The organism is Leifsonia naganoensis (assembly GCF_013410615.1).
Taxonomy (GTDB): Bacteria; Actinomycetota; Actinomycetes; order Actinomycetales; family Microbacteriaceae; genus Leifsonia; species Leifsonia aquatica.
This window is the reverse complement of sequence record NZ_JACCHJ010000001.1, coordinates 2,519,620-2,543,352: the sequence shown is the minus strand read 5'-3', so window position 1 is coordinate 2,543,352 and position 23,733 is coordinate 2,519,620. Positions and strand designations below refer to the sequence as shown.

The window sequence follows — 23,733 nt, the reverse complement described above, 5'->3', positions numbered from 1 at the left end:
CCGCGATGTTCTGGTGGCTCATCCGGCGATTCGGACAGATGGTGCTCGTGCTCTTCGGAGTGGTCAGCCTGGCGTTCCTGCTCGTCTACGCGGTTCCGGCCGATCCGGCCGCGACGATCGCGGGCCCGCACGCGAGCGCCGAGACGATCGCGTCGATCCGGGCACAGCTCGGGCTCGACGCCCCGCTGTGGCAGCAGTACCTCGGGTTCCTCGGGCGCCTGCTCCACGGCGATCTCGGCACCTCGTACGTGCTCCGGCAGACGTCGGTCTTCGACCGCATCATGGCCGCACTCCCCACCACGATCCTGGTGGCCGTCGGTGGCATCCTGTGGCAGATCATCCTCGGCGTGCCCGCGGGGATCTACGCCGCGTACCGGCGTGGCGGCTGGGTCGACCGCAGCCTCACGTTCATCGCCCTCCTCGGGCTCTCCGCTCCGCCGTTCTGGCTCGGTCTGCTGCTCATCTACTACTTCGCCTTCACCTGGGGACTCTTCCCGCTGAACGGTCTCGGCGACCCGATCATCTGGTACCTGGTGCTGCCGACGTTCACCCTCGGCGCGGGCGGTGGCGCCTGGTACGCGCGGATGACCAGGACCAACATGATCGAGACGCTCGACTCACCGTTCGTCAAGATGGCGCGTGCGAAGGGCATGCCCGAGCGCACCATCCTCTGGCGTCATTGCTTCCGTCACGTCGCGATCCCGCTGCTGACGATGATCGGGCTCGACTTCGGCTACTTCCTGGGCGGTGTCGTCATCGTCGAGACCGTCTTCGGCTTGAACGGCATCGGACGGCTCGCCTTCGACGCCATCTCCAATCTCGACACCCCCATGATCATCGGCACCGTGCTCTTCGCCGCGGTCTTCATCGTGCTGGTCAACTTCATCGTCGACCTGCTCTACTCCGTCATCGACCCCCGGGTGCGCCTCAGTAGAACCTGAGCCGCCCGAGCCATCCGGTACGTCGCTGTGCCGGCCACTGCAGCGGTCCGACCGACTCGCTCTGCCAACTGAAGGAGAACCATCCGTGAATGCACCACAACTCCGCGTCGCTGTCATCGGTGCCGGCCGGTGGGCCGTCCGCTCCCACATCCCGGGCTGGCAGCGTGATCCGCGCGTCGAGGTCGTGGCGATCGCCGAGATCGACGAGGAGGCGCTCGCGGCGGCTGCCGAGGAGTTCGGGATCGCGCGTGCGGTCACCGACTACCGCGAGCTCATCGACGACCCCGACATCGATGTGATCGACGTGGCCACCGGCAACGCGATGCACTTCGAGATCTCGATGGCGGCCATCGAGGCCGGCAAGCACGTGCTCTGCGAGAAGCCCGTCAACAGCGACTTCCGGGAGACCCGTCGCGCGGCGGCGCTGGCGATGGAGAAGGGCCTCAAGACCAAGCTCGGCTTCACCTTCCGGTTCGCTCCGGCGATCCAGTATGCGAAGCACCTGATCGACTCCGGCTTCATCGGAGACCCGTACATCTTCAACGGGTACGAGCAGAACAGCCAGTGGATCGACCCGGCGACCCCGCTGCGTCAGGTCGACCCCGACGCGACGCCGGACCGGATCGCCGTCTCGTCGATCGAGGGCTACGGCGCCCCCATCATCGACATCATGCACTGGTGGCTCGACGCCCCGATGACCTCGGTGGTCGGCACCATGCGCAACTTCGTGCCGGAGCGCATGGTGCGCGACACCGGGCGGATGCAGCGGATGAACATCGACGACGGCGACATGTGGATCGCCGAGTTCGAGAAGGGTCGCCTGGGCTCGATCCAGTCGTCGTACGTCACCGTCGGCAACTTCCCCGGTATCGAAGCCCGGATCTACGGGTCGGAGGGCGCCATCATCGTGCGTCTCGTCGAAGAGGCGGGCATCTGCCAGACGATCAAGGTCGCCAAGAAGGACTCGGTCGAGTTCGTCGAGCTCGAGATCCCTCAGGAGTTCTTCCCCGAGGGAGGCTCCTCGACCGAGCCGTGGCCGTTCCTCTTCTACTCCAACCTCTGCAAGGACTTCGCGACGGAGATCCTGGCCGGCGACGACGCCAACCAGGGCAACTTCGATCAGGGCGCTCTGGTCCAGGAGACCATCAACGCCTTCGAGCGTTCGTTCCGCACGCGTGCGTGGTGCGACTTCCCGCTCGTCGACGAGAGCGTCGTCGCGCAGGCCGAATCGGCCATCGCGTGAGCGCGGCCGACGCGCACCTCTGGGGCGATCTGAGCGAGGATCGCGCCAGCGAGAGCATCCTGGAAGCCGCGCTCGCGGCCGTCGACGTGCCGGGCGTCTCGTACGCGGATGTGCGGCTCGTCGAGGCGCAGGAGCTGCGGCTGTACTCCACGGCGGAAGCCGGCGTCGACGAGCGCGTGGAGAGCAATCTCGGGATCGGCATCCGCGTGCTGTTCGACGGGAGCTGGGGCTTCGCCTCCATCCCCCTGGCCTCGTCGCGGGACATCGCCACCGTCGCGGACCGCGCGCTGTCCAACGCCCGGTCGGCCGCCGCCGTCCCGAACGCCTATCGGACGGTGCTGCCGCCGATGCCCGCCGCCAGCGGGCGGCACGAGACCCAGGTGCACATCGATCCGTTCGACGTCGCCGCCGGCACGCGATACACGCTGCTGAACGACATCCTGGCCGCCGCGAGCGCGCCCGACCAGGTCGTGACCGCGCAGGCGGGCCTCAACGCCAAACGGCAGCACCGGCACTTCGCGAGCACCGAGGGGTCCCGCCAGCACCAGCACTTCATCGAGTCGGGGGCGATGGCCATGGTCAACGCCGCCGGCAACGGCACGGTGCAGCGGCGATCGTTCCCCAACTCGTTCCACGGCAACACGGCCGCCGCCGGGTGGGAGTACGTGGAGGGGCTTCGCATGGTCGAGGAGGCCGACCGCATCGGGCGGGAGGCCGTCGAGCTGCTCACCGCGCCGCTCGCTCCGAGCGGGTACGCCGACTTCATCATCGGGCCGGCCCAGATGGCGCTGCAGATCCACGAGTCGACCGGCCACGCGCTGGAGCTCGACCGCATCCTCGGCGACGAGGCCAACTACGCCGGCACGTCGTTCATCGGTCCGGATGCCGCCGGTTCGCTCCGCTACGGCTCCCCGGCGGTCAATATCACCGCCGACCCCACCGTGCCGGGCACGCGAGGGTCCTTCGGATTCGACGATGAAGGGGTGCCGGCTTCACGCCAGCCGCTGATCGTCGAAGGCTTCATCCAGAACTACCTGTCGACGCGCGATTCCGCCGCCAGGATCGGGGCGACGACGACGGGCGCCGGGCGCTCGGACGGCTGGGGCTACCTGCCGGTCTGCTTCGCGACCAACGTCTTCCTCGAGCCGGGCACCGGTTCGACAGACGAGCTGCTCGACCGCCTGGGCGACGGCTTCTACATCGACGACAACCGCAGCTGGTCGATCGACGAGCGGCGACTGAACTTCCAGTTCGGCACCGAGGTCGCGTACGAGGTCAAGAACGGGCGGCGCGGGCGCCTGCTGCGGGGCTTCTCGTACGGCGGTACGACCCCGCAGTTCTGGCAGTCGGTCGAGGCCGTCGCCGGGCCGGAAGAGTTCAAGGCCTTCGGGATGCCGTGCGGCAAGGGCGAGCCGAAGCAGTGGGGTTTCCTCGGGCACGGCGCATCGCCGACGCTCGTGCGCAACGTTCGGATCGGAGTGGACAGATGAGTACGACCGACATCGGAGCAGGAACGCGGAGTTTCGCGCCCGCGATCGGGAAGGAGCGCGCGCTGGAGTCGCTCGAAGCGGCCCTCCGCGACGCCCCGGCAGACCGGGTCGAAGCCTTCCTCACGTCGAGACGCGGCGACTTCACCCGGTTCGCCGGGGCGCGCATCCATCAGAGCCAGGCGATCGACGACGTGCAGATCATGGTCAGGGCCGAAGTCGACGGTCGCGTCTCGCGATCGGCGACGAGTTCGTTCGACGGCCTCGCCCGTGCCGTCGCCGACAGCTGCGCCGCGGCGACCGAGCAGGCGCGGTTCGGCCTGCCGAAGGCTCCCCCGCGCGCCGCGAAGGCACCCGGAGACAGTGAGCCGGCGGTCGATCGGTCGATTCTCTGGGGAGAGGACACGGCGGCCTGGGATGTCGCCGACCATTCCGCACTCGCCGGCCGGGCGATGAACGCGGCGACGGAGGCGGGCGGTGTGGCCGCCGGCATCTTCGGCAGGGCCGTCACCGAGGTCGCCTTCCACGATCGCGAGGACGGCATGTCGCGCCATGCCGTCGCCTCGGAGGCGCAGGGAGCCCTCACGGTGCGGATCGACGACGGTTCGTCGCACTGGAAGGACCTGTCGCGCTTCTCCAGCCGTCTCGCTGCAGAGCTGGCGATCGACGAGGCCCTCGCCGGTGCGTCCAGGACCCGCGGTCGCGCGGCGCTTCCGCCCGGTGAGTACGACGTCGTCCTCGGCCCGCTCGCCGCCGGCGAGTTCCTCGACTTCTTCGGCGCGTTCGGTTTCACCGGCTCCGCGCTCAGCTCGGGCGTCGGGATGGTCGCCCAGCATCCCGGCGAGCTCGTCGCATCCCCGCTGGTGTCGATCCACGACGATGCGACGGCCGACATCGGCCTGCCGCTCCCGTTCGACTTCCAGGGCACCAGCAAGCGGGACGTGCCGCTCATCGCGGCGGGCCGTGTCGGCGAGGTCGTCACCGACCGCGAGACCGCCTACGCGCTCGGGTCGCACTCCACCGGCCACTTCCACATCGCCAGGGAGGAGGTCCCCCACGCCATCCCGATGAACGTCGTGATGCGCAGCGGCGAGCAGACCGAGGCGGAGCTCATCGCCGGCGTCGAGCGGGGCGTGTACATCCAGCGGTTCTGGTACACCCGCACGGTCGACCCCGTCACGTCGACGATCACCGGAGTCAGCCGCGACGCGTGCTACATGATCGAGAACGGCAGGATCGCGTATCCCGTCGAATCCACCCGCTTCACGGCGAGCGTGCTCGGCGCTCTCGCGCGGGTCGACGGCGTCGGCGCCGCCTCGCTGAGCCAGCCGTTGATGAACGTCTTCAACGGCTCGGCGACCGCTCCGGCCATCCGGGTGCGCGGGTTCGCCCTCGGCACGGCGCCGGTGCGGGCGGAGGCGGGCGCATGAGTCTCGCCACCAACGCCGACCGGCTCGTCACCCAGGTGCTCGGCGGCGAGGTCTGGCCCCCGCTCGCCGATCGGCACGGATACCGCATCGACCCGGACGGCAACCCGTTCATCCTGCCCGGCATGGGCGGCGTCAGCCGCGGGGCGCGACCGGGTTCCGACGCCACCGGCTACGCGAGCGATCACCTCGAACCGGGCCTCTCCATCCGGCACGCGGACGCCGAGGCGAACGCGGCTCTGCAGTTCCTGAGCTGCGTCGGCAATCGCGTGACCGTGCGCACGGGCCCCGCCGCCGGAGCGACGGGAGTGGTCATCGGGCAGCACGCGTACGTGCTCGCCGATTTCGACGACGCCGCGCTCGCTCGGATCACCACCGGGGATGTGGTGAGCATCGAGGCCAGAGGGCAGGGGCTCCGCCTCCTCGATCACGACCGGATCCGGGTGAAGAACCTCGATCCGGAGCTTCTCGAGCGCCTGCCGGTCTCGACGGCGCCCGACGGTGCCCTCGAGGTGACCGTCGCCGTCGATGTGCCGGCCGAGGCAGCGGGCGCGGGCGGCGGGATGCTCTCCGAGTTCGCCAACACCGACCTCATGGGCGCGTATCCGGGCCTCTCCGACGATCTCTCGCTCGGTCTCGAGGGCCTGCGCATCGGCGACCTCGTGGTCCTGCGCGATCAGGACCACGGCTACGGCCGCGGGTTCCGGCCGGGCTGGCTCACCATCGGGGTGATCTCGACGGGCGAGTGCCGGCTCTTCGGGCACGGACCCGGCCCGAGCACGCTGTTCAGCGGGCCGGCGGAGGCGTTCCGGCTCGTCTTCGACCGGAGCGCGAACCTCGGGGAGATCCTCGACGTGCCCGGTGCGGGATCGCCCGCGACCCCCTCCCCTTCCTCGACGACCACAGCGGAGGCCGACCGTGCCTGAACTCATCACCAACAACCTGCTGGGCATCGTGGAGAACGCGACGCTGACCCCGATGGTCGCCTACCGCATCGACGAGGACGGCCACCCGTACGTGCCGCTCGGAGACGGCGGCATCGTGCTGGGCGTCGAACTGGGGGATCCGGCCTTCGCGACCGCCGGCGACCACGTGGCTGCCGGTGTGTCGCTCGTGCACCCGGATCCCGGCGCGCGCTTCGCCCTGACCGCGTTCGCGTGCGTCGGGAACGAAGCGGTCGTCCTCTCGGGCGCCGCGGCCGGGAGACGCGGCCGCGTGATCGGCAAGCGGGGCGAGAGCGGCCGCGTCCTCGTCGGCTTCGACGACGACGTGATGCGCGCCCTCCTCCCCGGTGACCGGGTGAGCGTGCGCTCGGTCGGGCAGGGCTTCCAGCCTCTCGGGGTCGATCCGGCCATCGAGGTGCTCAGCCTCGACCCCGCGCTGTACGATCTGCTGCCGATCACGACGGACGACGGGATCACGTCGGTCACCACCGTCACCACGCTGCCGAGTCGCGTGTGCGGCAACGGCATCGGCCGCCCGGCCCAGATGTGGGATGTCGATCTCGCGGTCAGCGAGGGCTCGCCGCTGCTCGAGGGCGTCGACCTGCGGCTCGGCGACCTGGTCGCGATCTCCGACCTCGACGTCCGCCACAACATGGGATTCCGCCGGGGCTGGCTGACCGTCGGCGTCATCGGTCATGGAGGTTCTCCGATGCCCGGCCACGGCCCCGGGCTCGTCCCTCTCATCACCGGTCCGTCGAGCGTTCTGCGTGCGGTGGCCGCCGATCCGGGCTCACCACGTCCGGCACTGACGGATGCCCTGCTCGCCGCCCTCGACGGGCGCGACGCGTGACCGCCGTCCTCATCTCGACGTTCCTCGAGAAGGAGCATGTCGACGCGATCGCCGCCTCGTTCGACGACGTCGAGGTGCTGTACGCGCCCGACCTCCTCCCGACCCCGCGGTATGTCGGTGACCACGGCGGCATCCGGCCGGTCCTGTCCCCTGCCGACCAGGAGCGCTGGAACGCGCTGGTGCGCCGGGCGGACGTCGCGTTCGACTTCGATCTCGACGATCCGGGCTCGCTGCCCCTCCGCGCGCCCCGGTTGCGCTGGGTGCAGGCGACGAGCGCGGGCATCGGGGGCTTCATGAAGCGCACCGGCCTCGACGCCAGCGACCTGCAGGTCACCACGGCTGCCGGCACCCACGCCATCCCCCTCGCCGAGTTCGCCCTGACGGGTGCCCTGTATTTCGTGAAGGGGGTGCCGCACCTGCGCCGGCGACAGACGGAGCACACGTGGGAGCGCTACACGACGCGGCAGCTCGCCGGGATGCGCGTATCGGTGGTCGGTGTCGGAGCGATCGGTCGCACGGTCGTCCGTGTGTTCCACGATCTCGGAGCCGTCGTGACAGCGGTGGGCCGGCCGGGTGGTTCGTACGATCTGCACCCCGACGTCGCGGTCTCCGACATCTCCCGGATCGAGGAGGTGCTGCCCGCCACCGACATCGTGGTGCTCTGCACCGCGCTCACGGACGAGACCGAGGGGCTGCTCTCCGCCCCTCGGATCGCCATGCTCCCGCACGGCGCCATCGTGGTGAACATCGCCCGCGGCCAGGTGATCGACGAAGACGCGTTGATCGGCGCGCTACGCTCGGGCGACCTCGGGGGCGCGTGCCTCGACGTCTTCCGGGAGGAGCCGCTCCCGCCGGACTCCCCGCTGTGGGACATGGAGAACGTCCTCGTCTCCCCGCATTCGGCGTCGACCGTCAGCAGCGAGAACCGGACGCTCACGGAGCTGTTCATCGACAACCTCGGCCGGTTCCGCGACGGCCGTCCGCTGATCAACCTCTACGATCCGGCGCGCGGCTACTGACGCCGCCGCCGAGCACCACGCCACGAGAGAAGGCCGGTCGACATGTCGACCGGCCTTCTCTGCTGCGCTCGGCAGTCCGCCCGTCAGCGATCGGCGAGGCGCGCGACCAGTTGCACTTCGACGGTGGCGCCTCCGGGCAGGGACGCGACCCCGACGGCGGCCCTGACCGGCAGCGGCGCCGAGACGAAACGAGCCGCGATGACCTCGCTCGCGCCGTCCGCCACCTGGCTGAGGCGCGTGAACGACGCGTCCGCTGCGATGTAGACCGTCAGGGACAGGGCGTCGAGGAGCCGCTCGGATCCGCCGACCACGGACTCCGCGGCCGCCACCGCGCGCTCGGCGGCGATGCCCGCCTGTGCACGGGCCTGCTCCTCCGTGACGGACTCGCCCACGCGCCCGGTCAGCGTCAGCGTGCCGTCGACGCGCGGGGTCATGCCCGCGGTGTAGACCAACCCGCCTGCGACGCGGGCGATGGCATAGTCTCCCGCGGCGACCGGCGTCTCGACGCGATCGCTCACGCGACGACCTCGGCGCGAGCAGAGAGACGGGTCAGCACCGCGACCATGCGATCGAGCGCGGCGGACCACTCGGCCTCGTCCCTGGCGTAGCAGATCCGGAAGTGGCCGAGCCCGCGGGGGCCGAACTGGTATCCGGGGGAGACGATGACGCGAGCCTCCTCCTGCAGCGCGGCCGCGATCTCCACATCCGACAGCCCGAAGCTCGAGACGTCGACGAAGAGATAGGCGGTACCGGCCTGGCCCTGCACCGTGAGGCCGGGCACGTCGCGCAGACGCTCGATCGTGCTCTTCTTGATGGCCTCGAGCTCCGCCACGCGCTGCGCGAGGAAGTCGTGGTCGTCGACCAGCCAGCGGCCGAGCAGCCGCTGGGAGTAGGCGGGTGCGCGCAGGGAGGTCATCGCGATGCACTGTTCCAGGACGGGGGTGACGTCGGAGGGTGCGACCACGATGCCGATCCGGAACCCGCTCATCGACTCCGTCTTCGACGGGCCGAGGAACGTGATGCAGCGCTCGGCCATGCCTGGCTGCGCGCGCAGATGGGGGAACGGCGTCTCTCCGTAGACGAGCCGGCTGTAGAGCTCGTCGACGAGCACCCGGAAGTCACCGCGGACGGCGAGCTCGGCGACCTGCGCGATCGTCGCCTCGGGGAAGATCGCCCCGGTCGGATTGTTCGGGTGCGAGAAGATGAGCAGCTTCGGCCGTTCGGGGAGGAACGCTTCGACGGCGGCGAGGTCCAGCGTCGGATGCTCGCCGTCGAAGCCGACGGGTATGCGCTCGATCCGGGCGCCGAGGAAGGCGAGGACGCGCTCGCAGAACAGGTAGTCGGGATCGGCCAGAAGGACGAGGTCGCCTTCGTCGACGATGGCGGAGAGCGTGGTGAAGAGGGCGCCCTGCGTGCCGGGGGTCAGCGCGAGGTTGTCGCTCGTGACCGGGGAGCCGAGGAACGCGCTGATCGCCTCGCCCAGGCTGTCGAGCACCCCGGGGTCCCCGCGATAGGGGGTGTAGGCCCAGTCGCCGTGATCGATGGCCTCCGCCATCGCCTCGGCGATCCACGGCGGCGGCGGGAACCGGACCGTGTCGAAGTGGGTCGTGTCGAGCAGGCCGTGCCCACCGCCGTCCAGGCGGAGGCTCCGATCGGCCTCCCGGACCGACATCCCCGGCGCGGCCGAACGGTGCGGGAGGTGCGTGCGACGGACGCGTGCACTCGCGACGCTGTCGAAATGGGGTCCGGGGTGCGACGGCATGAGCAGGCTCCTTCATCTCGTTCTGGTGCGCGGCCCGCGGCGCCGGGAATCGGGCGATCGTGGTGTTCGCCCCTACCGTTTGCTTCGATCGTCGAGCTGTCGCTTGTCGACAGTATACCAAGTACTGGCAGTTCCGCACCCCCTCGATCGACCATCTGAAGTGAGCAATCATCACCTTTGTCTTGCCGAATGGCGGACGAGGGTGTTTGATGTCGACGGTCGTGTCGCGCTCCGACGAAGGGGGTCATCGTGAAGGTGCTGGCATTCGTCCTCTCCGTGCTGCTCGCCACCGCCCTCGTCGCCGCGGGTACCGCGCTCATCGTCATCCAATCGCCGTCCCATTCACTCGGGCTCGACCTCGTGGCGATCTTCGCGCTCACCGTCTTCATCTACGGTCCGCTGCTTCTGGGCTCGGTGACGTCGTACTGGGATGTGCGCGGATCCGCCGGGAGCCGCGCCTCCTTCCAGCGCTACCTGTGGGTGGTGCTGGGGATCGAGGCGCTGGCCGCCATCGCCGTCGTCGTGTACTCCGTCGTGGCGGGCACGCCGATCTGGTTCCCGATCGTCTTCATCGTCGGGGGCGCCGTGCTGACGGTCGTCGGGCTGACGATCGGCCGGGCGCTGCACCGCCACGAGCAGGCGCATCCCCGAGCGGATGAGCCGTGGCGACCGGTCAGCCGGCACGAGGTGCGTCTGAAGGTCCTCAGCATCGCCGTGACGTTCGTCGCGGTCTTCATCGGGGGGCTCGTGGTCTTCGGTCTCGTCTTCTCCGACGAGAGCGACTGTGCGTCGTCCCTCGGCGATCAGCTCACCTCCGCTTTCCAGTTCGCAACCATCGGCGCCGCGCTGACGGCGATCCTCGTCTCCGTGCCGCTGAACCGTCGACTGCGCAGCACGGTCGGCGGTGACTTCGGCACGATCCGCACCGTCGGCAAGGTCGTCCTCGGGAACAAGAAAGTCGAGCTCGACCACGCCGGACAGATCGCCGCGGCGAAGTACGCCACGATCATCCCCACGATCCTGGGGTTGCAGCTCAGCTATCTGACGCTGCTGTACCTCGGCCTCGGAACCCAGCAGGTGCGGATGATCCTCACGGGACGCAACGAGGCTTTCAACATCGGGTTCACCATCCTGCTGATCGCCATCCTCGTCGCGTTCATCCCGTACGTCGTCGTGCGCATCCGACGCGCGCGCACGTACGCGCGGGAGCACGCCGAGTTGCTCCCCTCCGACGACATCTCATGGCCGGCACGCACCCCCTGACCCGGGATGACCGCGATGAGGGCGAGGATGGCACCGACGGGCGTGCAGCCCGCATCCGCTGAGAGGAGCACACGATGAAACTCACCGTCAGCCTGCAGGTCACCCTCGACGGGGTCGCCCAAGCCAACGGCGGCAACAACGAGGAGATGGATCCGGGGTTCACCCGAGGTGGCTGGGCGATCCCGCACAACGACGGCGATGCCGTCCAGTACATCCTCGAGACCTGGCAGCGACCGGACGCCTTCCTCCTGGGCCGCAAGACGTTCGGCCTCTTCGAGACGTTCTGGGGCGCCCGCAGCACCGACGGGGGCTTCGGCGAGGCCATCAGCTCGAAGCCGAAGTACCTGGTCTCCGCCACCGCGACCGAGCCGACGTGGGAGGGAACCACGGTCATCGCCGAGGATGTCGCCGACCGCATCCGTGAGCTCAAAGCCGGGCCCGACGGCGAGCTGCTCGTGGTCGGCAGCGTCTCGCTCGCGCGATGGCTGCTCGAGAACGAGTTGGTGGACGAGCTGAACCTGGTCCAGTTCCCCGTGATCGTCGGCGAGGGCGAGCGCGTCTTCCCTCAGCGGGGCCTCGACTTCGCCCTCGACCTGGTCGACTCCCGCGTGTTCGGCACCGGGATCGTCGCCCTCACCTACCGGGTGGGCGGTCGCCCCGAGTACGCCTGATCGCGCCCGCCGGCGTTGGTCCCGGCCGCCAGCGCTGCCTCGTCGAGAGCTGTCGCCAGATACGGGGCGGAGGCGCTGCCGGCCGCACGAGCAACCTCCTGGGGTGTTCCCGCGGCGACGACCGTCCCGCCCTTCTCGCCGGCGCCGGGGCCGAGGTCGACGACGTAGTCGGCGGTGGCGACGACCCGCATGTCGAGTTCGACCACGACGACGGTGTTCCCGGCATCCACCAGGCTCTGCAGGTGTTCGATGAGGCGGTCGGCGTCAGCGCAGTGGAGCCCGGAGGTCGGTTCGTCCAGCACGTACAGGGTGTCGGCGCGTTGGGCGCGCTGCAGTTCGGAGGCGAGCTTCACCCGTTGCGCCTCACCGCCGGACAGTTCGGTCGCCGGCTGTCCCAGCCTCAGGTAGCCGAGTCCGACATCCATGAGCGCGGTCAGGGAGCGCATGATCTCGTTCTCGCCGCCGAAGAAGGCCTGGGCCTCCTCGACGGACATCGCGAGGATCTCGGCGATGTTCCGGTCGCGCCAGCTGATCTCGAGCGTGTCATCGTTGTACCGGGTGCCGTGGCATTCGGGGCAGACGGTGTAGACCGACGGCAGGAACAACAGCTCGACCATGACGGCGCCCTCGCCCTCGCAGGTGGGGCAGCGGCCGCCGGCCACATTGAAGGAGAAGCGGCCGGGCCGGTATCCGCGCGACCGCGCCTCCGGAGTCTCCGCGAAGCGCCGTCGGACATGATCGAACAGGCCGGTGTAGGTGGCGACGTTGGAGCGCGGGGTGCGGCCGATGGGCTTCTGGTCGATGCTGACCACCCGGCGCACGCCGCCGAGATCTCCGGAGATGGTCCCTTCGAGCTGCTCGGGCCCGTCTGCGAGGAGCAGGTCGTCGGTCTCCGGAGCGTCGTCGTTGAGGTCGACCGGTCGGTCGAGATGGTCCCCGAGCAGCGCCGGAAGCACCTGGCTGACCAGGCTGGACTTTCCTGCCCCGGAGACACCGGTCACCGCCGTGAAGGCTCCGAGCGGGAAGGAGACCGACGCGTCGCGCAGGTTGTTGCGGGTGATCTGTTCGAGCGTCAGCCATCCCATCGGCTCCCGCGGAGTCCGTGCGGCGAGCCCGCGCCTGCCGAACAGGTAGTCCTTGGTGACCGACTCCTCCACGTCGGCCAGGCCGTCCGGCATTCCGCTGTAGACGACGCGGCCGCCCCGTTCACCGGCTCCGGGCCCGATGTCCACCAGCCAGTCCGCGTGCCGCATCACCTCCACCGAGTGCTCGACCACGAACAGGCTGTTGCCCCTCTTCTTGAGTCCCTCCAGGATGCTCAGGAGGGCGTTCACGTCCTGCGGGTGCAGGCCCGCCGAGGGTTCGTCGAGCACGTAGACGACGCCGAACAGCTCGGAACTCAGCTGGGTGGCGAGCCGCAGCCGCTGCAGCTCACCTCCGGACAGGGTCGGCGTCGTGCGGTGCAGGGACAGGTACCCCAGCCCGAGATCGATGATGGGGCGCAGGCGTTCCAGCAGCTCGGCGGCCAGGCGGGCGGCCGCTGCGCGCTTCTCCACCGACTGGTTCGGGGTCCGTCGTACGTCTGGAGCGGCGGCGTGCGACGCTCCACCCGCGGCGACCCTCTGCTGCGTCGCCTCGCGGCGGGCTCCCTCGTCGAGTGCCATTCCGGAGGTCGCGAGCTCCTCCCTGGCCGCGTCCACCAGCGCCGCGAGCCGGCCCGAGAGCTCGCGGAGCGGGAGTCGCGAGAATTCGGCGATGTCGATCCCCTCGAAGGTCACCGAGAGCGCCTCCGGCTTGAGACGCTTCCCGTGGCACACCGGACACACGGCGGAGGTGAGGAACTCCGCGACCCGCCGCTTCATCGACGCACTCGTGGTCGTCGCGAAGGTGTCGAGCACGTAGCGGCGGGCACCCACGAACGTCCCCTGATAGCTCGGCTCCATCCCCGTGGAGATCGCACGTCGCGTCTGCGCCGGCGTGAACCCCGCGTACACCGGGGCGGTCGGCCGTTCCTCGGTGAAGAGGATCCAGTCGCGGTCCGCGCGCGGCAGGTCCTGCCAGGGCGTGTCGACGTCGTAGCCCAGGGACACCAGGATGTCCCGCTGGTTCTGCCCGTGCCACGCGGTCGGCCACGAGGCGATCGCCCGCTCCCGGATCGTGAGCGAGGGGTCCGGGACCATCTGCCGCTCGGTGACCTCGTACACCCGACCGATGCCGTGGCATTCCGGGCACGCGCCCTGCACCGTGTTGGCCGAGAAGTCCTCCGCGTAGAGCATCGGCTGACCGTCGGGATAGTCCCCCGCCCGGGAGTACAGCATCCGCACCAGACTCGACAGCGTCGTGATGCTGCCCACCGTCGAGCGCGCGCTGCGCCCGCCGCGCTGCTGCTGCAGCGCCACCGCCGGCGGCATCCCGGTGATCGAGTCGACGTCGGGGACCCCGGCCTGGTCGATCAAACGCCGGGCATACGGCGCGACGGACTCCAGATACCTGCGCTGCGACTCCGCGAAGAGCGTCCCGAACGCGAGCGACGATTTCCCGGAACCGGACACCCCGGTGAACACCACCATGGCGTCGCGGGGGATGGTGAGGTCCACGTTCCGCAGGTTGTGCTCCCGCGCCCCTCGCACCTGGACATCCGGCTGGATCGCAGGTGGGGTTTCGTTCGTCATGGTCTCGGACCTCTTTCATCGCCGGATGCCGACAGTCTCGATGACGGGGCACGGTACGTCACACCCTTACACCCGTCTCCGGCGAACCCGCCCACATCGCACGCCCGACCCGCGACACGACAAAACCCCCGGATCCCTGAGGATCGCGGGGGCTTGCACGTGGCGGTACCGGTGGGATTTGAACCCACGGTGGGCTTTCACCCACACAACTTTTCGAGAGTTGCACCTTCGGCCGCTCGGACACGGTACCGCGGACAATCTTAGGCGAAGATTCAACGGGCCGCCAATCAGCGTCCGTCCAGCGAGCGCACAGCCTCCACCGATCCGTCCCTCACGGTGCGCGGAGTACGCTGCACGCATGAACACCACGGGTCGCGTCGTCACGACGGTCGGAGTCGCGGGCGCCATCGCCGGCGGCGCCGCCTATGCCTGGAGCCGCGTGCAGCAGAAACGGGCTGCCGTCGCCGCGGGCAAGGTGAAGCTGAACGAGTCGCTCCCGGTGAACTCCAAATGGTGGCGGGATGCGGCGAAGGTGGAGGGCGAGATCCTCTACGTCGCGATCGGCGACAGTGCCGCGCAGGGCATCGGGGCGTCCCAGCCGAAGAACAGCTATGTCGGCGTGATCGCCGACCACCTCCGCTCCGCGACGGGCCGCACCGTGCGCACGGTGAACCTCAGCGTGTCGGGCGCGACGGTCGCTCTTGCGGTGGCCGACCAGCTGCCGCGGTTCGAGACGCTGCAGCCCGACATCGTGACGGTGTCGATCGGAGCGAACGACATCGGGGCGTTCGACCCGGCGACGTTCCGGGAGGGCATCCGCCGCGTGTTCGCGGCTCTGCCCCGGGATGCGGTGGTCGCCGATCTGCCGTACTTCTACCTCCCGTGGAACGAGAAGAAGGTCGCGGTGGCCAACGCCATCCTGCGCGAGGAGGCTGCCGACGCCGGGCTCACCGTCGCCTCCCTGCACCGCGCCATGAAGCAGGAGGGGCTGCGCGGCGCGTTCACGCAGTTCGCCGAAGACCTCTTCCACCCCAACGACCACGGCTACCGGGTGTGGGCGTCGGCCTTCCTGCCCGCCGTGACGCGGCTGGCAGTGACGAAGTTCCCGCGGCGACCGGCGACGGCAGCGACCTCCGCCTCCGTCACGTCGTCGAGTTCGGCGCCAGATGCGCCAGCACCCTCCCCCACGCCGGCACGATGACGAGGTGCCCGACGCCCGGGACCATCTCCATCCGGGAGTCCGGCACGGCCTTCTGATACCAGGCGGCATGCGCGTTGCCGGCGATCGCGTCGCCCTGCCCGCCCACGATCAGCGTTTTGGCCTGCACGTCGCCGGGGTCGAAACCCCACGGCCGCGCCGTGTACGAGAGGATGTCGGCCGCAGTACCGGCCGCCCCCTGACGGAACGCGTCCTGGAGCATGCGGCCGAGCCGGTCCCGCACGCCAGGCAGCGCCAGCACGGCGGCATCGACGGCGGTGGCGCCGACCGCTTCGGGTGGCACGTCACCCGGGTCGGACGCCGAGAGGACGGCGTCGGCCTGCGACCGCAATTGCTCGCTGAGCTGCTGCACGGCCTCCGCCGGGGCAAGGGTGCCCAGACGGTCCGACTCGGCCTGCAGCTCGGCCGGGATCCACGGAACGGCCTCGTTCGGTGCGGGCGTGGCGACGATCGCGACGCGCTCGGTGAGATCGGGATGCCGTGCGGCGAACGCGAGCGCGACCCGGCCGCCCGCCGACCACCCGGCGATTCCGACCGTGCGCACCCTCCGCACTCCCATCGAGCGCTCGGCCAGCACGACCGACCGCAGATACTCGGCGATATCGTCGGCGGCCCGCGCGATGCTGGGCCACTCGCCGTAGGGCACCGGGTCGCTGGAGCCGTACCCGGGGCGGTCGATCGCGACGATGTGGACGTTGCGGGTGGCGGAGGCGTCGGGATCCGGATCGAAGACCGACGTCCCCGGCGCCGGGTGGCAGAAGACGACGATGCGTTCCGCATCCGCGTCGCCGAGGGTGGTGACGCCGACGCGTCGGCCGGACCGCAGGGTGTACGTGAGGTTCGCCATGGGGCCCATTGTGCTCCGGGGGCGCCGGGCGCATAACCCTCTTGGTGCAGGGCACCCTCCACAGGTCCCGCACTCCGTGTGCTTCTCCCCCGCTCCCCGCGATCCTCCCTCTAGTGACGGTGGCCGCCCGTAGTGTGGGTCCAGGATCGAGGAGGTGTCGTGGCGAAGGCTCACGTCAACTACCGCTGCACGGAGTGCGGCTGGACGGCGGCCAAGTGGGTCGGCCGCTGCGGCGAGTGCCAGGCCTGGGGCACCGTGGAGGAGTCGGTGGCGCCCACGGGCGTGCTGCGGGCACTCACACCGGTCACGATCGGGGCCGCGCGCACCGCCCGGGCGATCACCGACATCGAGACGGAGGCCGCCGGGCGACGGCCGAGCGGCATCGGCGAGTTCGACCGGGTGCTCGGCGGCGGCATCGTGCCGGGTGCGGCCATCCTGCTGAGCGGCGAGCCCGGCGTCGGCAAGTCCACCCTCCTGCTGGAGGTCGCCTCCCGGGCTGCGGCCCAGAACGCGCGCGTGCTGTATGTGAGCGCCGAGGAGTCCGTCGGGCAGGTGCGGATGCGCGCCGAGCGCACCGGCGCCGTCCACGACGAGCTGTACCTCGCGTCGGAGACCGACCTCGCGACCATCATCGGCCAGATCGACGCGGTGAAGCCTTCGCTCGTGATCATCGACTCCGTGCAGACGGTCTCCAGCGGCAGCATCGACGGCATCGCCGGCGGTCCGAGCCAGGTGCGGGAGGTCGCGAGCACGCTCGTGCGCATCGCCAAGGAGCGCGAGCTGCCCATCCTGATCGTCGGGCACGTCACGAAGGACGGCTCGATCGCCGGCCCGCGCCTCCTCGAGCACCTGGTCGACGTGGTGTGCCAGTTCGAGGGCGACCGGCAGACGGCGCTCCGCTTCGTCCGCGCGCTCAAGAACCGCTTCGGCCCCACCGACGAGGTCGGCTGCTTCGAGATGACCGGCGACGGCATCGCCGAGGTCCCCGACCCGAGCGGCCTGTTCCTCAGCCGCACCTCCACCCCCGTCTCCGGCACCTGCGTGACGGTGGCGATGGAGGGCCGGCGCCCGCTGCCGGTGGAGGTGCAGGCGCTCGTCGTGAGCACCGCCGCCCCCAACCCGCGCCGCGTCACGAACGGCGTCGACAGCTCCCGCGTCGCCATGCTGCTCGCGGTGCTCGAACGCCGGGCCGGCATCAAACTCGGCGACAAGGACGTCTACGTCTCGACCGTGGGCGGCGTGCGCCTCACCGAGCCCGGAGCCGACCTGGCCATCGCCCTGGCCGTCGCGTCCGCGGCCTCCGACCGCGCCATCCCCCACAACCTGGTGGCCTTCGGCGAGATCAGCCTCGCCGGCGAGATCCGCCCGGTCAGCAGCGGCAAGCAGCGCGCCGCCGAAGCGTCACGCCTCGGCTTCGCCACCCGCATCGACGACCGCAGCGCCTCCATCCGCGAAGCCCTCCGGCTCGCGTTCACCGCCGCCTCCACCCCGCGCGAACGAGAACTCGACGCGGCTTTCTGACCGTGCAGGAGTCTAGGAGGCGATCCGCTCGGGGTCGCGGCCGGCTCCATCGATGCCGTCTTCCGCCTCACTGATCTCGGCCCACACCGCGTCCAGCGACAGCCCCAGCACCGCCGCGATGGCCGCGATCGTCGGGAACGCGGGCGTCGCCACCCGGCCCGACTCGATCTTGCGCACCGTCTCCGGCGACACCCCCGCGTCGAGCGCGACGGTCAGCATCGAACGCTCCCCGCGCGCCCGGCGCATCAGCGCACCGAGACGCTGACCGCGTTCGATCTCGTCCGGGGTGAGGGGCAGTCTGACCATGGACCCATACTAATACCGGGATAGTCATACCGGTATAGTTATCCGAATGATCGAGATCCTGAACCCCGACGAACTGAACCGGGCCCGAGCGACCGGCGCCCTGGTCGGCCGCATCCTGCAGACCTTGAAGGACCGCGTCGCCGTCGGCACCAACCTCCTCGACATCGACCGCTGGACCGCCGCGCTCATCACCGAGGCAGGTGCCGAGTCCTGTTACGTCGACTACGCGCCCTCCTTCGGCCGCGGCCCGTTCGGCCACTACATCTGCACGGCGGTCAACGACGCCGTGCTGCACGGGATGCCGCACGACTACGCCCTCGCCGACGGCGACCTCCTCACCCTCGACCTCGCCGTCTCGCTGGACGGCATCGCCGCCGACTCCGCGGTCAGCTTCATCGTCGGCCAGACGCAGCGGCCGGAGGACGTCGCCATGATCGAGGCCACCGAGCGCGCGTTGCGAGCCGGCATCGCCGCCGCCCGCCCGGGCGCCCGCACCGGGGACCTCGCGCACGCGATCGGCACCGTGCTGGACGCGGCGGGATACCCGATCAACCTGGAGTTCGGCGGCCACGGCATCGGCTCGACGATGCACCAGGACCCCCACATCTCGAACGACGGCCGCCCCGGCCGCGGCTACAAGCTGCGCCCCGGCCTCCTCCTCGCGCTGGAGCCGTGGGTGATGGCCGACACCGACGAGCTCGTCACCGACGCCGACGGCTGGACACTGCGCAGCGCCACCGGCTCCCGGACGGCGCACAGCGAGCACACGATCGCCATCACGGCCGACGGCGCCGAGATCCTCACCCTCCGAGAGCCCTGACTACGGCGACGTGAGCGCCCGCGGGCTACTGCAGGATGAACTGTTTCGTCTCGGGGGACTCGATCCCCGCGACGGTCGTCGTCAGGTGGTACGACGCTCCCGCCGCCGGGACCTGCTCGCGGCTCGCCTGGCAGGTGGAGGGGTCGGAGCGGGTGCGGTCCCAGGTGATCGGCGTCTGCGACGAGATGGTCTTGCCGGGCTGGAGCAGCACCTCCGCGTCGACCTTGTCGGTCTGGCAGTCGGTCGACTTCCAGTAGACCTCGGAGCCGCTGGTGATGGTGAACAGCTGCTGCGCCGTCCCGGCGTCGATCTTGCACGCGGCCGAGCCGGTGTTGGTGATCGCGACGGACAGCTGCGGCAGCTCCCCGGCCGCGTAGGTGGCCTTGTCGGTCACGGCTTCGACGCGGACGTTCGCCTTATCGCAGGCGGCGCCACTGGCCGAGGCGCTCGATGTCGGGATGCTGGTGGCGGGAGGGGTCGTCGCCTTGGGCGCGCCTGTGGTGGAGGCGGGAGCGGGGGCACCGTCCGAGGCGCCGGGGCGCACGATGATCAGGACGATGACGAGGATGACGGCGAGCAGGCCGATCCCGAGGATGAGCCGGCGTCGCCAATAGACCTTGCTCGGCTGGGGGCCGACAGGATGCTTGAACGTCGACATGCCCGCAGCATAACCGCGCGCCGCCCGATTGCCGGGCGCAACGCGCTCAGAGCAGCTTCAACATCCTTGTATTTCCCAGGGTGTTGGGCTTCACGCGCGCCAGATCGAGGAACTCGGCGACGCCCTCGTCGTTGGAGCGGACGAGCTCGGCGTAGAGGGCCGGGTCGACCGACTCCTCCCCCATGTCCTCGAAGCCGTTCCGCTCGAAGAAGCCGACCTCGAACGTCAGGCAGAACAGGCGGCTGAGCCCGAGCTCGCGGGCGTCCGTCTCAAGCCGCTCCAGCAGCGCACGGCCGACGCCGCGCCCGAGCCACTCCTCCGAGACCGCGAGAGTGCGCACCTCGCCGAGGTCGCTCCACATCACGTGGAGGGCGCCGCAGCCGATCAGGTTGCCGTCCGCGTCCTCCGCGACCCGGAACTCCTGCACGGCCTCGTAGAACGTCACCGTCTCTTTGCCGAGGAGGATGCGTCGTCGGACCAGCGGCTCCACCAGTTGCTGGATGCGCGCCACGTCTCCCGTGCGCGCGCGCCGAACACTGATCCCGGAGGTGCGCGCTGAGTCCACTAGACAAGCCTACTGTCGCGCCCGCCCGGCATCGAAAGAAGAGGCACATGTTAGCTTTGACTGCCCGTCCCGACGCGTCGCGGGAGGGGTATGACGCCCGAGAACGAAGGAAACGTGAGAACGCAGTGGGTCCATTCAAGGCAGCGGTCGAGTGGATCAACCGCAACCGGGCCGACCTCCTCGTCTGGCTGATCGCCGCCGTGACCTGGGTGCTCGGCTATCTCTCGTACATCCGCAACCTGGGCCTCTACTTCTACGACTCGCGCTACTACATGGCGTACGCCTTCTGGTTCAGCGGCGACTCCCAGCAGGTCGCTCGTGACAAGACCGCCGCGTTCTTCGCCGCGCACAACATCGTGATGCCGAGCACCGACGTGACCTTCGGCTGGGGGCTCGTGCAGCCGCGCGTCGTGCTCCCGTTGCTCTCCGCGCCGTTCATGGGCCTCGGCCCGTACGGTCTGGCCGTGATCCCTGCGCTCGCGTCGATCGCATTCACCATCGTCGCGATCATCCTGATGAAGCGGCGATACGGGAACCTGGCGGCGATCGCCACGATCGTCCTCGCTCTCGCGAGCTTCCACATCATGATCTACATGACCGCCATGCTGACGGAGTCCCTGTCCGCCATGTGGAGCGCCCTCGCGCTCCTGGTCGCGTGGCGGTACATGCGCACGAGGCAGTGGTGGCTCCTCGTCATCGTCGGCGGAATCACCCTGTTGTCCGCGTTCACCCGCCAAGCGACGCTCATCATGGCGGGTGCTTTCGTCGCGGCCTGGCTGCTCGGGATGCTCGTCTCGCTGCGCTGGCGCTCGCCCTGGATGTGGCCCGCGATCGTCGTCGGTGCGACGGCCGTCGGAGCCCAGATCGTCCAAACGCTCGTCTTCCCGTTCTCGCAGGCGAGCCAGTTCATGCGCATCACCGGGAGTTCCACACTCACCGAAGCGATCGGACACGTGCCGGGTCTCGCGAAGCTCCTGCTCGTCACCGACATCAAGGACTTCATGCAGAACGACAAGCCGCTGCTGTTCATCCTCTTCTTGAGCGTCGGCGCGATGATCCTGTTCTGGCGGCACGAAGAGGCCCACCTGCTTTTCGGAGCGATCCTCGCGGTCGCGCTCTACAACATCACCAACGGCACCTCAACGACGTTCCGCTATGCGATCCCCGGCGTCATCTTCTACCTGCTCCCCCTCGCACTGATGCTGCAGGCGACCGTCAAGCGACGACAGCCCGGGACGGCTCCGGAACTGAGCGCTCCGCCTCAGCGCCTGTAGCGCGCCAGCACCGACGCGCCGAGGTAGCGCACAGGCGCGTCGCGGCGCACGCTGTCAAGGATCCCGGGCGTCACCAGACCGCCGAGGGAGAGGTGCCGGGACGCCCGAGACGCCAGCCGCGTGATGCGGCTCTCGTCCCCCGCACCCGCTAGGACCTCCCGGAACAACGTCGCCTCGTCGCGCGAGAGAACGCGACCCACGCGGGGAGCGAGTGCGACGAGAGCGCGCGCAGCGGTCCCTGCGAACGCGACCTCCGACGCGGTCAGGTGCCGGTCGGCACGCCCGGCGAGGGCGCCGATCACCTGCACCCGCAGCAGCTTGGCGACGATCCCGACGCGTGCGTCCTGATCGAGACGCGCCCAGAACGGCTCGCGCACCAGGGGCTCGATGAACGCGAGGTCGTCGGCGAGCGGCCTCTGCTCCAGAGTGACCCGATCGCCGGCGTCGGGGGCGACCATGTAGGCGTACCGGGGGTCGGCCGCGACGATCCGGGCGTCAGAGAACCACAAGCGCAGTCCGGGCGCGAGGTCTTCGGCCGTCCGCAGCCCGGGCTCGGGATAGGCGTCGCGGGCGAGCTCCGCGCGGATGAGACCCATCGTGCTCGTCCGGTAGGCGAGCCGGTCTCGCACGGGGTCGAGCCGCGTGCGGAAGGGGCGGCGCGGCGGAGTCGGGAAGTCACGGCGTGTCCCGACCATCCGCATCGACGGCAGCACGATGTCCGCGTCGTATCGGCGCTGCGTCCGCATCCAGGATTCGATCGCCCCGTCCGCGAGGAAGTCGTCGGAGTCGATCTTCATGAAGAACGGCGATTCGAGCCGTTTTAGAGCGAATCGGAGAGGCCCCGCGGGCGACCGCACTCCGTCCTGGAACGCGAGGACCTGCACGCGCGGGTCCTCCGCGTGCTCGCCCAGGGCAGTCCGGATGGCGGAGGCGTCGACGTCGTGCGCCACGACCACCAGCCGGATCGGCACGGACGTTCCGAGCACCGACGCCGCCAGGCGCGCGATCGGGCGCTGCGCCGAATGGACGGGGACGAGGACGTCGACCGAGCTCGTCATCTCACGGGTCCTGGCGCAGCGATCCGTGCGATCGCGTCACCCCAGACGGGAGTCTGCGTCTCGGCGGAGAGCAGCGGGGCGGCGACATCGGAGCGCGCCTTCCAGGTGGCCACCGTTTCGCGGTCGAGTCCGCGCAGCACGTCCGCCAGGGCCTCGGCGGTGAAGTCCGTCGTCACGGCACCGAAGCCCTTCTCCTCGAGGATCCGCTTCATCTCGGGCGACGGCCCGATGATGAGCCCCAGTCGGGCCTGCACGTACTCGAAGAACTTGTTGGGCAACGCGAAGGCGTTGTTGAAGTTGGTCGGAGCGAGGATGTGCAGGCCGACGTCGTAGCCGTTCAGCGTCGAGACGAGCTCGTCGAAGGGGACCGGGTCGTGGAACGCGATGTTCGCGTTGCCCGCCGCTCGCGCCTTCAAGGAGTCGAGGTAGCCGGGATCGTTCGGCGCGAGATAGAAGTCGAGCGAGACGGCGGCGTCCGACTGCGCGACGGCGTCGATGAGGATCTCGAGCCGCCGGTTGCGCAGCGCCGCGCCTGCGTGCACCAGGCGCACGGGGTCGGCGACTTCGATCGGCGAGAACGCCGCGTAGGGAGGTGCGTTCATGACCACCGAGGGCTGAAGGCCGAACGTCTCGTGGTACTTGTCGGCGAGGCTCTGACACACCGTCGAGGTGGATGCCGCCTGGCTGACGAACGTCCGGATCTGCCACGACAGGAACGGGGCGACGAAGAGCCGGAAGCGGAGGAGCTCGGAGTTCTGCAGCGGGGCGTATTCGTGCAGGTCCGCATGGAATCCCAAGCGCGGCCGCAATCCGACCGCGACACCCGCCGCGTCGACGTCATTGGCGATGATCACATCCATGCTCCCCGGCTGGATGTGCTCGAGCGCCCAGGAGACGGCGCGGTTCTGGCGGTACGCACGCCGGTACTGGCGCACGACGACGGCCAGTCGCGGGTACTGCCAGTAGACGTGGTCGTCGGGCACCTGGAAGTGCTCGACGGCACCCTCGGGCGCCGGCCCGTAGCCGCAGGTGATGAGGTCGTAGTCCGGCGCGAACAGTGCGATCTGCTTCTGGACCCGCGGATCCGAGACGAGGGTCGAGAACGACAGGAGCAGAAGTCGTGGACGGGTCGTCATAGCGCACACAGCATATCGAACGCACCTCTCCGAACACGTGAGAGTGCGCC

At 69.8% G+C, this 23,733-nt stretch carries 22 protein-coding genes and 1 tRNA gene; 13 read left to right on the top strand and 10 right to left on the bottom strand.

What is annotated here, in order from left to right; genetic code table 11:
* The first annotated feature begins 5 nt into the window (after positions 1–5).
* The 7 genes from HNR14_RS12310 to HNR14_RS12280 all read left to right on the top strand — a co-directional run bounded on the left by HNR14_RS12310 (position 6) and on the right by HNR14_RS12280 (position 7,911).
* Positions 6–941 (top strand): ABC transporter permease, encoded by a 936-nt coding sequence (locus HNR14_RS12310; RefSeq protein WP_179701287.1) that lies wholly within the window; start codon positions 6–8, stop codon positions 939–941.
* An 85-nt stretch (positions 942–1,026) separates the two neighbouring features.
* Positions 1,027–2,184, top strand: a complete 1,158-nt coding sequence (locus tag HNR14_RS12305) for a Gfo/Idh/MocA family oxidoreductase (RefSeq protein ID WP_179701286.1) — start codon at positions 1,027–1,029, stop codon at positions 2,182–2,184.
* A complete protein-coding gene (locus HNR14_RS21385) occupies positions 2,181–3,674 on the top strand; it encodes a metallopeptidase TldD-related protein (protein WP_218875032.1) in 1,494 nt (497 codons plus the stop codon). The genes HNR14_RS12305 and HNR14_RS21385 overlap by 4 nt, the downstream gene beginning before the upstream one ends.
* Complete coding sequence (locus HNR14_RS12295) at positions 3,671–5,101, top strand: TldD/PmbA family protein (protein ID WP_179701285.1); 1,431 nt, start codon at positions 3,671–3,673, stop codon at positions 5,099–5,101. The genes HNR14_RS21385 and HNR14_RS12295 overlap by 4 nt, the downstream gene beginning before the upstream one ends.
* Entirely contained in the window at positions 5,098–6,024 is a 927-nt protein-coding gene (locus tag HNR14_RS12290; RefSeq protein ID WP_179701284.1) for a DUF4438 family protein, read from the top strand. The genes HNR14_RS12295 and HNR14_RS12290 overlap by 4 nt, the downstream gene beginning before the upstream one ends.
* On the top strand, positions 6,017–6,892 hold the full coding sequence (locus HNR14_RS12285; RefSeq protein ID WP_179701283.1) for a DUF4438 family protein: 876 nt from the start codon (positions 6,017–6,019) through the stop codon (positions 6,890–6,892). Before HNR14_RS12290 ends, HNR14_RS12285 begins: the two co-directional genes overlap by 8 nt.
* Positions 6,889–7,911, top strand: a complete 1,023-nt coding sequence (locus tag HNR14_RS12280) for an NAD(P)-dependent oxidoreductase (protein ID WP_179701282.1) — start codon at positions 6,889–6,891, stop codon at positions 7,909–7,911. The genes HNR14_RS12285 and HNR14_RS12280 overlap by 4 nt, the downstream gene beginning before the upstream one ends.
* Positions 7,912–7,994: 83 nt before the next feature.
* On the opposite strand, the gene HNR14_RS12275 is transcribed toward HNR14_RS12280, so the two are convergent.
* Positions 7,995–8,429: a Rid family hydrolase gene (locus tag HNR14_RS12275; protein WP_179701281.1), complete on the bottom strand. Its 435-nt coding sequence runs from the start codon at positions 8,427–8,429 to the stop codon at positions 7,995–7,997.
* Positions 8,426–9,673, bottom strand: a complete 1,248-nt coding sequence (locus HNR14_RS12270) for a pyridoxal phosphate-dependent aminotransferase (RefSeq protein WP_179701280.1) — start codon at positions 9,671–9,673, stop codon at positions 8,426–8,428. The genes HNR14_RS12275 and HNR14_RS12270 overlap by 4 nt, the downstream gene beginning before the upstream one ends.
* Before the next feature lie 249 nt (positions 9,674–9,922).
* Between HNR14_RS12270 and HNR14_RS12265 the strand changes: the two genes are divergently transcribed.
* Positions 9,923–10,936 (top strand): hypothetical protein, encoded by a 1,014-nt coding sequence (locus tag HNR14_RS12265; protein WP_179701279.1) that lies wholly within the window; start codon positions 9,923–9,925, stop codon positions 10,934–10,936.
* Between the two features lie 74 nt (positions 10,937–11,010).
* Entirely contained in the window at positions 11,011–11,607 is a 597-nt protein-coding gene (locus HNR14_RS12260) for a dihydrofolate reductase family protein (protein WP_179701278.1), read from the top strand.
* On the opposite strand, the gene HNR14_RS12255 is transcribed toward HNR14_RS12260, so the two are convergent.
* Both HNR14_RS12255 and HNR14_RS12250 read right to left on the bottom strand, forming a co-directional pair.
* Complete coding sequence (locus HNR14_RS12255; protein ID WP_179701277.1) at positions 11,574–14,279, bottom strand: excinuclease ABC subunit UvrA; 2,706 nt, start codon at positions 14,277–14,279, stop codon at positions 11,574–11,576. The genes HNR14_RS12260 and HNR14_RS12255 overlap by 34 nt on opposite strands.
* Positions 14,280–14,439: 160 nt before the next feature.
* Positions 14,440–14,529: transfer RNA gene (locus tag HNR14_RS12250), tRNA-Ser, on the bottom strand.
* Positions 14,530–14,637: 108 nt separating this feature from the next.
* Between HNR14_RS12250 and HNR14_RS12245 the strand changes: the two genes are divergently transcribed.
* The gene (locus HNR14_RS12245; protein ID WP_179701276.1) at positions 14,638–15,480 is read left to right on the top strand and encodes an SGNH/GDSL hydrolase family protein; all 843 of its coding nucleotides are present in this window, start codon (positions 14,638–14,640) and stop codon (positions 15,478–15,480) included.
* On the opposite strand, the gene HNR14_RS12240 is transcribed toward HNR14_RS12245, so the two are convergent.
* Complete coding sequence (locus tag HNR14_RS12240; RefSeq protein ID WP_179701275.1) at positions 15,422–16,345, bottom strand: alpha/beta fold hydrolase; 924 nt, start codon at positions 16,343–16,345, stop codon at positions 15,422–15,424. The two genes, HNR14_RS12245 and HNR14_RS12240, sit on opposite strands and share 59 nt — an antisense overlap.
* A gap of 159 nt (positions 16,346–16,504) precedes the next feature.
* On the opposite strand from HNR14_RS12240, the gene radA reads away from it, so the two are divergent.
* A complete protein-coding gene (radA, locus tag HNR14_RS12235; protein ID WP_179701274.1) occupies positions 16,505–17,866 on the top strand; it encodes a DNA repair protein RadA in 1,362 nt (453 codons plus the stop codon).
* Between the two features lie 12 nt (positions 17,867–17,878).
* Here the strand turns inward: radA and HNR14_RS12230 are convergent, their stop codons facing one another.
* Positions 17,879–18,172 carry a helix-turn-helix domain-containing protein gene (locus HNR14_RS12230; protein ID WP_179701273.1) on the bottom strand — a complete coding sequence of 98 codons (294 nt, stop codon included), beginning with the start codon at positions 18,170–18,172 and terminating at the stop codon, positions 17,879–17,881.
* Positions 18,173–18,218: 46 nt separating this feature from the next.
* Between HNR14_RS12230 and map the strand changes: the two genes are divergently transcribed.
* On the top strand, positions 18,219–18,992 hold the full coding sequence (gene map, locus HNR14_RS12225; protein WP_179701272.1) for a type I methionyl aminopeptidase: 774 nt from the start codon (positions 18,219–18,221) through the stop codon (positions 18,990–18,992).
* A gap of 25 nt (positions 18,993–19,017) precedes the next feature.
* On the opposite strand, the gene HNR14_RS12220 is transcribed toward map, so the two are convergent.
* Positions 19,018–19,650, bottom strand: coding sequence for a hypothetical protein (locus HNR14_RS12220; RefSeq protein WP_179701271.1), 633 nt, complete (start codon positions 19,648–19,650; stop codon positions 19,018–19,020).
* Between the two features lie 46 nt (positions 19,651–19,696).
* Positions 19,697–20,215, bottom strand: a complete 519-nt coding sequence (locus HNR14_RS12215; RefSeq protein ID WP_039923375.1) for an amino-acid N-acetyltransferase — start codon at positions 20,213–20,215, stop codon at positions 19,697–19,699.
* 125 nt (positions 20,216–20,340) lie between these two features.
* Between HNR14_RS12215 and HNR14_RS12210 the strand changes: the two genes are divergently transcribed.
* The gene (locus tag HNR14_RS12210) at positions 20,341–21,489 is read left to right on the top strand and encodes a diguanylate cyclase family protein (protein ID WP_179701270.1); all 1,149 of its coding nucleotides are present in this window, start codon (positions 20,341–20,343) and stop codon (positions 21,487–21,489) included.
* Here the strand turns inward: HNR14_RS12210 and HNR14_RS12205 are convergent.
* Both HNR14_RS12205 and HNR14_RS12200 read right to left on the bottom strand, forming a co-directional pair.
* Positions 21,477–22,547: a glycosyltransferase gene (locus HNR14_RS12205; RefSeq protein WP_179701269.1), complete on the bottom strand. Its 1,071-nt coding sequence runs from the start codon at positions 22,545–22,547 to the stop codon at positions 21,477–21,479. The two genes, HNR14_RS12210 and HNR14_RS12205, sit on opposite strands and share 13 nt — an antisense overlap.
* Positions 22,544–23,683, bottom strand: coding sequence for a glycosyltransferase family protein (locus tag HNR14_RS12200; protein WP_179701268.1), 1,140 nt, complete (start codon positions 23,681–23,683; stop codon positions 22,544–22,546). Before HNR14_RS12200 ends, HNR14_RS12205 begins: the two co-directional genes overlap by 4 nt.
* Between the last annotated feature and the right edge of the window lie 50 nt (positions 23,684–23,733).

Excerpts from the sequence above, each read along its gene's own strand:
- HNR14_RS12310 (WP_179701287.1), top strand. The coding sequence starts at position 6 with ATGTTCTGGTGGCTCATCCGGCGATTCGGACAGATGGTGCTCGTGCTC.
- HNR14_RS12295 (WP_179701285.1), top strand. The coding sequence starts at position 3,671 with ATGAGTACGACCGACATCGGAGCAGGAACGCGGAGTTTCGCGCCCGCG.
- HNR14_RS12290 (WP_179701284.1), top strand. The coding sequence starts at position 5,098 with ATGAGTCTCGCCACCAACGCCGACCGGCTCGTCACCCAGGTGCTCGGC.
- HNR14_RS12270 (WP_179701280.1), bottom strand. The coding sequence starts at position 9,673 with ATGCCGTCGCACCCCGGACCCCATTTCGACAGCGTCGCGAGTGCACGC.
- HNR14_RS12260 (WP_179701278.1), top strand. The coding sequence starts at position 11,011 with ATGAAACTCACCGTCAGCCTGCAGGTCACCCTCGACGGGGTCGCCCAA.
- HNR14_RS12255 (WP_179701277.1), bottom strand. The coding sequence starts at position 14,279 with ATGACGAACGAAACCCCACCTGCGATCCAGCCGGATGTCCAGGTGCGA.
- HNR14_RS12245 (WP_179701276.1), top strand. The coding sequence starts at position 14,638 with ATGAACACCACGGGTCGCGTCGTCACGACGGTCGGAGTCGCGGGCGCC.
- HNR14_RS12240 (WP_179701275.1), bottom strand. The coding sequence starts at position 16,345 with ATGGCGAACCTCACGTACACCCTGCGGTCCGGCCGACGCGTCGGCGTC.
- HNR14_RS12230 (WP_179701273.1), bottom strand. The coding sequence starts at position 18,172 with ATGGTCAGACTGCCCCTCACCCCGGACGAGATCGAACGCGGTCAGCGT.
- map (WP_179701272.1), top strand. The coding sequence starts at position 18,219 with ATGATCGAGATCCTGAACCCCGACGAACTGAACCGGGCCCGAGCGACC.
- HNR14_RS12220 (WP_179701271.1), bottom strand. The coding sequence starts at position 19,650 with ATGTCGACGTTCAAGCATCCTGTCGGCCCCCAGCCGAGCAAGGTCTAT.
- HNR14_RS12205 (WP_179701269.1), bottom strand. The coding sequence starts at position 22,547 with ATGACGAGCTCGGTCGACGTCCTCGTCCCCGTCCATTCGGCGCAGCGC.
- HNR14_RS12200 (WP_179701268.1), bottom strand. The coding sequence starts at position 23,683 with ATGACGACCCGTCCACGACTTCTGCTCCTGTCGTTCTCGACCCTCGTC.